At 31.0% G+C, this 9,636-nt stretch carries 10 protein-coding genes and 1 pseudogene; 1 reads left to right on the top strand and 10 read right to left on the bottom strand.

What is annotated here, in order from left to right:
• Positions 1-142: 142 nt before the first annotated feature.
• Genes CD111_RS04665 through CD111_RS04655 form a run of 3 tightly spaced genes read right to left on the bottom strand, consistent with a single transcriptional unit; the run spans position 143 to position 2,334 of the window.
• Positions 143-1,117 (bottom strand): 2-hydroxyacid dehydrogenase, encoded by a 975-nt coding sequence (locus tag CD111_RS04665; RefSeq protein WP_095088998.1) that lies wholly within the window; start codon positions 1,115-1,117, stop codon positions 143-145.
• 19 nt (positions 1,118-1,136) lie between these two features.
• Positions 1,137-1,904 carry a TIGR01457 family HAD-type hydrolase gene (locus CD111_RS04660; RefSeq protein ID WP_095089000.1) on the bottom strand — a complete coding sequence of 256 codons (768 nt, stop codon included), beginning with the start codon at positions 1,902-1,904 and terminating at the stop codon, positions 1,137-1,139.
• Positions 1,891-2,334, bottom strand: a complete 444-nt coding sequence (locus tag CD111_RS04655; RefSeq protein ID WP_095089002.1) for a DUF86 domain-containing protein — start codon at positions 2,332-2,334, stop codon at positions 1,891-1,893. The genes CD111_RS04660 and CD111_RS04655 overlap by 14 nt, the downstream gene beginning before the upstream one ends.
• A 106-nt stretch (positions 2,335-2,440) precedes the next feature.
• Between CD111_RS04655 and CD111_RS04650 the strand changes: the two genes are divergently transcribed.
• The gene (locus CD111_RS04650) at positions 2,441-2,710 is read left to right on the top strand and encodes a DUF3055 domain-containing protein (protein WP_095089004.1); all 270 of its coding nucleotides are present in this window, start codon (positions 2,441-2,443) and stop codon (positions 2,708-2,710) included.
• 347 nt (positions 2,711-3,057) lie between these two features.
• Here the strand turns inward: CD111_RS04650 and CD111_RS04645 are convergent.
• The 7 genes and pseudogenes from CD111_RS04645 to CD111_RS04610 all read right to left on the bottom strand — a co-directional run.
• Positions 3,058-3,423: pseudogene (locus CD111_RS04645) on the bottom strand (YutD family protein); the annotation flags it as partial.
• A 9-nt stretch (positions 3,424-3,432) separates the two neighbouring features.
• Positions 3,433-4,353 (bottom strand): lipoyl synthase, encoded by a 921-nt coding sequence (lipA, locus tag CD111_RS04640; protein ID WP_095089008.1) that lies wholly within the window; start codon positions 4,351-4,353, stop codon positions 3,433-3,435.
• A gap of 76 nt (positions 4,354-4,429) precedes the next feature.
• Positions 4,430-5,761, bottom strand: a complete 1,332-nt coding sequence (locus tag CD111_RS04635) for a bifunctional metallophosphatase/5'-nucleotidase (RefSeq protein ID WP_095089010.1) — start codon at positions 5,759-5,761, stop codon at positions 4,430-4,432.
• Positions 5,762-5,773: 12 nt separating this feature from the next.
• Positions 5,774-6,595 carry a sulfite exporter TauE/SafE family protein gene (locus CD111_RS04630; protein ID WP_095089013.1) on the bottom strand — a complete coding sequence of 274 codons (822 nt, stop codon included), beginning with the start codon at positions 6,593-6,595 and terminating at the stop codon, positions 5,774-5,776.
• A gap of 11 nt (positions 6,596-6,606) precedes the next feature.
• A complete protein-coding gene (locus CD111_RS04625) occupies positions 6,607-7,455 on the bottom strand; it encodes a DUF72 domain-containing protein (protein WP_095089015.1) in 849 nt (282 codons plus the stop codon).
• A 242-nt stretch (positions 7,456-7,697) separates the two neighbouring features.
• Positions 7,698-8,060, bottom strand: a complete 363-nt coding sequence (locus CD111_RS04615) for a YxeA family protein (RefSeq protein WP_095089017.1) — start codon at positions 8,058-8,060, stop codon at positions 7,698-7,700.
• Positions 8,061-8,365: 305 nt separating this feature from the next.
• Entirely contained in the window at positions 8,366-9,619 is a 1,254-nt protein-coding gene (locus CD111_RS04610; protein ID WP_095089019.1) for an N-acetylmuramoyl-L-alanine amidase, read from the bottom strand.
• Positions 9,620-9,636: the final 17 nt, after the last annotated feature.

The raw sequence follows: 9,636 nt of genomic DNA, 5'->3' as shown, positions 1-9,636 counted from the left end.
ATTATTCTATTTGTTTATTATATTCATTCTCAATCAGAATATCAATTAAAAACTGTAAATAAATAACAGTGTGGTATTTTTATTCCATTTTGAATCTTGATTTAATCGTATTTTAACAAAACAAAAAAACCTAAAATAAATTTTAGGTTTTTTTAATATTAACAGGTGTAATTGGTTCTTCATCTTCCAATATCTTCTTAGTATTATCTACACAAAGTTGAACCATCTTGTTTCTAGTTTGCACTGTACTGCTACCTATATGAGGTAATACAATAATTTGTTCCATATCTAAGAATGGATGTGTTTCATTAATCGGTTCATTTTCCACAACATCTAATCCAGCACCAAGTATTTCACCTGATTTCACCGCTTCGATTAAATCGTCTTCAATTACATGTCCACCACGACCTATGTTTATAAATACACCCGTGTTTTTCATTTGCTTAAATGCTGTACGGTTAAATATGCCCTTTGTTTGTTCTGTTAAAGGTGCCGTACATATTACAAAATCACTTTCATTAAGTAATTCATCTAAGGTTCTATATTCAACGTTCAACGTACGCTCTGAATCTTCTTTTCTAGTTCGATTATGATAAAGTATTTTACAATTGAATCCTTGTAATCTTCTTGCCAATGCCTCACCAATCGAACCCATACCATATATTCCTACAACTGAACCGTAAACATCCTTACCAGCTAATAAATATGGTCCCCAACTTTTCCAGTTGCCTTCTTGTACATAACGAGCAGCTTCAACAATCCTTCTTGCCGTTGTTAACATTAATGTTAATCCTAATTCGGCTGTCGTTTCAGTTAATACGTCAGGTGTATTCGTAACAATAACACCATTTTCCGTAGCAAGTTTCATGTCGATATTATCAAAGCCAACCGCTAAATTAACTATTCCTTTAATATGCTTAGCATGTTCGAAAAATGTTTGATCAATCTTTTCACTTAACGTTGTGATAACAACGGTTGCATCCTTAGATTTCTCTAAAAAAAGTGCTCTCGGCATTGGATTTAATTCACTTTGCCAAACTTCCACTTCAGAAAATTGTTTCAATTGTTCAATAAAAGCATCAGGTACTTGTCTTGCCACGAGTACTTTATCTCTCATTATCTCATCTCCTAAAGACTCACTTTATTACTTCGAATAAATTTTGAACACTATATGTAGGTAATACGTCTTTCGCCTTAATTTCATCTAAAGAAGTAACACCTGTTTGAACATGAATTGTGTCTATATTACTATTGATCCCTGCCAAAATATCTGTATCATATAAGTCACCTATCATGACACATTCTTCTTTCGACAATCCTATCTTTTCTATTGCTTGATTCATAATGATTGCTTCAGGTTTTCCTATAAAAATTGGCGTCTTTCCAGTAGACACAGTCACAACACTTGTTAACGACCCGTTACCTGGAAGAAAACCTCTTTCGTTAGGTATTGAAACATCTTTATTTGTCGAAATAAATTTAGCACCATTTCTAACAGCTAAACATGCCACAGAAAGCTTTTCATATGTAATCTCGACATCTAATCCTATAACAACATAGTCTACATGTTCGTCATTTTTCACTTCTAGTCCTGCTTCTGTTAATGCTGATTTCAACCCACTTCCACCAATCATATACACAGATGCACCAGGGTCAATTTCACTGATATAGCCACTTGTAGCTAGTGCTGTTGAAATCACATGTTCACTTGAAGTATTGAATCCCATATCATTTAATTTATCAGCAACTTCTTGAGGTGTTTTTGATGAATTATTCGTAACAAACAAATATGATTTATTATGCTTATTTAAATAATCTATAAATTCAATTGCCCCTTCTATCACTTCTGATCCTTTATACATCGTTCCATCTAAATCAATCAAATAACCTTTATAATCTTTCATCTTTATTTCCATCTCCAAACGCTGTTATGGCTACATTTTCATTTTCCAAAAAATACTGAGTATCTAATATCGATTGTTTATAATAAGGCGTCGCAATTTCAAATGCCTTTCTTAGTTCATCGTGATTTATTTGTTCATAATTTCTAGTTAATTCTTTCCTGAAATCAATTGAATTTCTAATTGCTTCAGCTGTTGAAGGTTGAAATACCTTTTCTAATTCCATTATATCTATAACATCTTTATAATTACCTGGATCTCTTAGAATAAATGCATCAATGATTAAATTACCTACATCTACAACAGATTCAATCATCATATGTGCAATTCTCTCTAATGCATATGGTGAGTGCTTTTCTTGTTGAAAATCATTTGTTAATTTTTCTAAATAATTTAATTTAAGTTCTAGTTTTTTACTATCTACGAAATACATTGTAGTAACCTCCTATTCGTAATTATCATATCATAATTTTGTGTTATTCGGCATAGCTCTGTATAATTATAAAAATACAGATTGTAATGATAAAGGAGTTATATATATGATAGATATGTTTTTATACGATGATGAAGATGAAGCCAAAATCAAATTTGTAGGTTTTGTTGGCGAACATAGTCGCTATGACCTTACATTAATTTATTCAGACCGCCATTATGGCAAGACCATTGTCTTAAACACTCAAAATAATACATTTGGGATAATTGGGAAAGATGATTTAGAAGAAGACGGATATATCAGTCACATCCTTGGTTTATCTGAGGACGAAGGAAATGAAGTTACGGAATATTTACATGACGTCATTGATATATAATAGAATGGCTTCGGACATGAGTACACATTCTCAAATAAAGAGAGCTAAACCATATTTTTTGGATTAGCTCTCTTTATTTATAAAATATACGTTTTTCTAAGTCGCTTGTCTATTTTAAGTACAAAAAAAGTGGAATAGCAAATGCCATTCCACTACAAAGGTTAAGAAGCTTTCTTTCTGCTTTTTAGAGTTTTAAGACAATATTATCTTAGTCTCGTCCTTTTTTACTTTAAATAGTCTTTTAAAGTGTTTTTAGATGTTGATTGTTTCTCAACATTATCTTCTTCTTTGTCTGACTGTTTTGTTTCTTCTGTTTGAATTTCTTCTTGTTCTAATTTAGTATTTTGTTGAATTGTCGGTTCAATCTTAACTTGATCTAATTTATGTTCTTCATCTATATAGTGTGCATCTTCAGCAGTTAACTTTGCAACTTCTGATTTAGATAGCCTCTTCAATACAAAATATTTACAGCCAAAGTTGCAATACTCTAATAAATAATCTTGTATCGCTGAAAATCGTTTATTTGCATCACTTTTTTTATTAGTATCATGATAAAAACCTTTTAAACGAAGCTGTTCAAAGCCGAAATCACCAACAATAAAATCATATTTATCTAGAATTTCAGAATAACGTGATGTAAACAGTTCTTCATTGAATGATTGTTGATCATCTTTAATTACTTTAAAATAGTCTTGTTCTATTTTTATTAACATGCAATCACCTTATTCATTATTAAGTGCTTGTTCACCTAAAATATGCTTTTGTTTAGCTGCTTCATTCACTTGTTCATCTGCGTGATAAGAACTACGTACCATTGGACCTGCCTGACAGTGTTTAAATCCTTTTTCCATTGCTACTTTTCTTAATTTTCCAAATTCTAAAGGTGTATAATATTTCTGTACATTTAAATGTTTACGAGATGGTTGTAAATATTGACCAATTGTCATAATGTCTACATCATTTGCTCGTAAGTCATCCATTGTTTCGTAAATTTCTTCAACAGTTTCTCCTAAACCTACCATTAAACTTGATTTTGTAGGAATATCTGGATACATCTCTTTCGAGCGTCTAAGAAACTCTAAAGTACGGTCATATTTAGCACGTGCTCTAACTCTTGGTGTTAAACGTCTAACCGTTTCAATATTATGGTTTAAAATATCTGGCTTAGAGTCCATCAATGTTTCAAGTGCTTCGTAACTACCACCCATATCTGAAGGCAAAATTTCAATTGTTGTATATGGATTCATTTCTCTTACTTTACGTACTGTTTCAGCATAAACATTAGATCCAGCATCTTTCAAATCATCTCTTGCTACTGCTGTAATAACAACATGTTTTAAATTCATTAATTTAACTGATTCAGCTACACGTTTTGGCTCATCTAAATCTAACTCATTTGGCAAGCCTGTTTTAACAGCACAGAATCTACATGCACGCGTACAAACCGCACCTAATATCATGAAAGTAGCTGTACGTCTTTCGCCCCAACATTCATGAATATTTGGACATTTAGCTTCTTCACAAACTGTATGTAGATTTTTCTCTCTCATCATTTTCTTTAATCCAGTATAATTCTTGTTCGTATTTAATTTTATCTTTAACCAATCTGGTTTACGTAGTATTTCTTCATTTTTAGTAGCCATCTAAGTGAACACCCTTCTTTTATTAATTTTCACCTTAGTACATTATAACGAATATCTTAATGAATTAAAATGCTCATTACTCGTTCTTCTCATTTTGTAATAATTTTTGTTCAAATATATTCCTTAAAAATTCAGGCATGTAGTATTTTATTTCTTTTTCTTTCAAAGTAGGGAAATATCTACCAAACGTATACATATCTATCGTGCCTAATTTATACATCTCGTGATCTTGAACTTCGATACCTTTAACGAAATATTGCCCTGTTGACTCTATATAACTTATATTTTTAAAAACATAACCACCAAATACATCGCCTCTAAAACCAAATCCAATTACCGTTTCATTCATATATGATTGTGACATCGCAATATAAATAATTTGTTTCAGTTCACTACCACTTAATTCAACTGATACTGTATTAATTGGATGTGGTAACATTTGATGAATATCGTATTCAGTTAATTGGTTATCTACTTTACCTTTAACAATTAATCCTGCATTTATAATAGCACAGTCGGAATCCGTATGTTCTAAAACACTTTCACATAATAGATCTGTTGTATAACTTGCACTGTATAGACGCCTAGGAAGTGAAAAGCTTCTATTCAAAATTATTCTATTTAACAAAGTCTTACCTATCTGTTCATAGTCTACATTAACTTCTTCTAAACTTTCTGAATCTACTAGCACTGCTTTTTTATTGATAACTTTATTATGCTCAATTTCTAATTCTACTTTCCCTACATATTGACCATATTTACCACCAGCAGCCATGAGAACATTGTTCCTCGTTTCACCATTTTCAAAATAATGATGCGTATGTGCACCTAGAATAACATCAATTTCAGGACATTCTTTACATAGTTGTTCATCAAAGAATATACCAACATGACTTAGTACAATTAGAACATCATACTCACCTTCTAATTGTGAAATTTCATTTTTCAAAGCTAATAACGGTGAGGTTACTTTCCAATCTAATGCTTCATAAAATTGTTGAAATGCTGCCGTTAAACCTATCATACATACTTTAACGCCTTTGATTTCTTTAATGACATGAGGCTTGATATGACGCGGTAATGCTCCATTTAAATCAAACAAGTTACAACAAGTAACTTCAAATTCAGCATTATCATACAAATGGTTTAAATCATCATGTGAAATCGTAATGCCTTCGTTATTACCTATTGTCGCAACATCGACATGACTTTCATTTAAAATATTAATATTCTCTTTACCTTGAGTTGCTTCAGTTAATGGATGAAACAAATCAATAAAGTCTCCTACATCAATATACAATGAATCATGTGAAAGCTTTTGTCTTTCATCTCTTATATACTTAGATATTTTTGCATATGTATTTAAATGGCTATGAATATCATTCGTATGAAAAATTGTAAGTTTCACATATCCAACTCCTTATAGAATACTTTTTATAATCAAATATATACCTAAGATTAACATCGTTAGCCTTAAAACTAAAACAACAGTATCTGAATTCATCTTGCTATTTATTTTTACGCCAATTTTTGCTCCAAAATAACTTGCTATAATTAAAATAATTGCATGCACCCATAACACATTTCCTTGAATAATATGACCAGCAGAACTTGATAAGCTAGAGAAGAATATCATCATCATGCTCGTACCAACTGCAACATGTGGTGGAAATTTAAACACAATAATCATGAGTGGTGTCATCAATGCACCACCACCAATTCCAAACAAACCTGTTGTAACACCGACAACAAATGAAGATAGCACCGCTGCGACAGGTGGTATCCCGTATTTATGCTCTTTACCGTAACGATCTACGAATGATTTCATATATTTATCTTGTTGAAAATACTTAATAGGTTTAATCACATTTCTAATCATTAATATAATTGAAATCAAAATAAGAAAGATACCAAACAATAAATTAAATGAATCTAGAGTAAAGAACCTACTTAAATAAGATCCGATTAATGCGCCAGGAATAATACCTATCAAAAATATCAATCCGTTTTTAACATCGACTTGTTTTGTTTTTAAATAACCGAGCGTTGCAGTTAAACCAGTTGTAATTAAAATAACAGAAGAAGTCCCAATTGCCTTTTGTGGCGTCATTCCAGATAATAAGTGATGGTCTATACCAAAATAAACTAAAGATGGCACAATAATAATGCCACCACCAATTCCTACTAACGCACCAATAATTGCTGAAAAGGCACCAATTATAATCAATACAATATATGACACAACATTCACCTCTAAAATAGTTTGAGCTGTCTTGGGGCTAACCCTTCATATTGTATATCTAATAAGTTTTGGTATGTTTTCGCATTTTGTGCGGCATGTCCACCAGAATTATTATTAAATACAACATAGACCTCTTTTGCTTTATGATTTAATATTTTTACTTTTTCACTTAATGATTTTAATTCTTTATCGTTATAATCATATAAATAGCGAACATCTCGCCATTCTTGATCAGTCATATCTTTCTTTGTCCAACCGTTTACATTTCGTCCATGATAGCGAACAAATGCTATTTCATGTGTAATACGATTAATCAGTGGTATAGAACCTTCTCCACTTTGTGGTTCATCACAAACACTATGAATAAAATTCAATTCTGTTAAAAACTCTAATGTATATTCCTTTACATCATCTTGAAACCAAGAACGGTTTCGGAATTCAATACATACTGTAAAATCTTTCAATTGCTCTCGCACATATCTCAAATAATTAATATTTTGAGTTTGTAAGTCAAACCAAGGTGGAAATTGCACTAATATCATTGCCAGCTTTCCAGATGCTTTTAAAGGCATCATTGAATCTTTAAACAAATTAAATAACTCAACCTTATCTTCTGCAAACTCCTTAACATCAGAGTGACCCGTCAATGCTTGATGAATTTTAACAACAAATTTAAAATTTTTAGGTGTTTCTCTAATCCATTTTTCAATATTTCTTTGTGGTTGAATTGCATAATAAGTTGCATCAAGTTCCACAATAGGAAAATGAGCAGCATAAGCTTTTAATTTATCTTTCTTATTAGTGAGATCTTCATATAAAGAATCATGATCACCCCAACCAGTTAAACCTATATTTATCATAATTATCACCATATTAATCATACCATACGTATTGAAATGAAATCATATTTGTAGACAAAACTTTATAATAAAAAAAGAGCATTGATACTAAAATCTAATATTTTAGTATCAATGTTCTTCTATATAAAATTTACATTTCTATAATTGAATTGCCTATCACAATAATTCATAACATCTTCATCGTGAGTCACTATTATAATAGTAGATTTTCCTTTAAATTCAGTTAATAGGTTTAAAATAAATTAAGATTTTATCGCCTTATCATATTCTTGTTTATCTAAATATTTTATGCTAAACACCCATAATCCTTTATGATGAATTTGTACATACTCACGTGTTGGATCATAACCTTTAAAATTCAATAGATACTGACTTTTATGACCATTTTTATCATATGATTGGATATCTTTATAATCTTGAAGCTCAACTACTTCTTTCATCGTTAATTCTTCAATATTTTTATGAGATGGTACCCTCGCATAACTTGTTTGTTCTTTAATAAATGGATTCACTCTATCTATTTTTTCATCAAAATGGAACAACATGACAATTATAGTACTAAATAAAACAAATAAGATTCCTAAGCCAAATAAAACCTTTTTCATTGCAAACATTCCTATACAAAGAATATTTAAGTCTACTTAAATAAAATATATAACCCATTAAATTTTTAGACAATAAAAAATGTAAGCGATTTCCACATATTTATAAATAAATAAGACACCCTCAAAAATGTTTTTGATTTTTTGAGGGTGTCTTCATTTTTGCATGGTGTTCTGTCGATTTTATCTTAGAACCATGTTATAATTTAGTTGTTCATGTCTTACTTAAACATTTAATGATGGCCGTCATTGCATAATGTTTATTGTTAAGGCATTTTTTTTATGGTTTTTCATAATATTTGTCCTTTCTATTTCAATTTCAAAACTTGCCCAACTTGGATAACATCTGATTTCAATCCGTTCAATTCCTTTAATCTCGCAACAGTTACACCTGTTTTCTGGCTTATTCCCCATAGAGTATCACCTGCTACTACAACATATGTTGATGGTTTTCCTCCTATTGGCGCACCATGAATTGCTTCTGCTAAAGATTTTGTATATGCTGCTAAGTTACTTTTAATTGTATTCATATCTTTTGTAGAAGTAATAAACCCTAATTCAACTAATCTATAGTTAATAAATTCAGCTTTTGCAACGTTACAGTTTAATAAGTCACTGCGCTCTGTTATACCTCTAATTGTACCTACGTGTTTTTTGACTGCTGCTTGTAATGCTTTATCAATGCTATCTGGCGCTAGTCCACTTGGTATAATAACATGTCCTCCTGTAGCTGACGCACTTGCTGAATCTAAGTGGAACTCTACAACTATTTCATACCCTTGAGATTTAACCCAATAAAGTCCGTAATCTTTTTTGTTACCTTGTTGCTGTCCGTATGCAGTATCCTGGTACATATCTTGATCTTTACCATATACTGCAACATTATTCCCTGCTTGTTTAAGATAATTAGCTACTCTATCTACAATATTCGCTCTAATAAAATCTCTTTCATTTGTTCCGTTACCTACTGCTCCTGGATCATTATACCCATGTCCTGCAACGATCATAATTTTTCTACTCATTTTAACTGCTCCTTTATTATTTGATTTGTCTAATTTTTGATTTAATTTTGTAATATCATAATTTTCTATTGGCATACCACTGCATACACGTGTTACTTCATTATTAATATCTACTCCTTTTTGTCTTAATTGGATGTGCAAATGTTCACTCATAGGATTATCAGCAAAGTTTGTATTTCCTTGTAATCCTATAATATCTCCTTGATTCACTTTATCGCCTTTCGAATACATAAGTGAATCTCGCTTCATATGCCCGTATATCCAATCATTTCCATTACTATCTCTAATTTCCATCGTTCCACCAAAGTTACCAAATGGCTCACTTAGAATAACTGTTCCACTCGTAACTGCAGGTATGTTATCTGTATTGTTATTATAGACATCAAATGCTCTATGATACCCGCTACAAAAAGAATCGTATTTAACCCCTCCTTCTATATAATTACGAAATCCATAATTCTTAGGATAATTATCAAATGTTCTAGGATCTGAAGATACCTTCCATCCTTTTTTGGATAAATAACTGATTGCATGTAACATAAAATCTCCCTCTCTTA

Source organism: Mammaliicoccus stepanovicii (genome assembly GCF_002902525.1).
Lineage (GTDB): Bacteria > Bacillota > Bacilli > Staphylococcales > Staphylococcaceae > Mammaliicoccus > Mammaliicoccus stepanovicii.
This window is presented reverse-complemented; position numbering and strand designations above follow the sequence as displayed.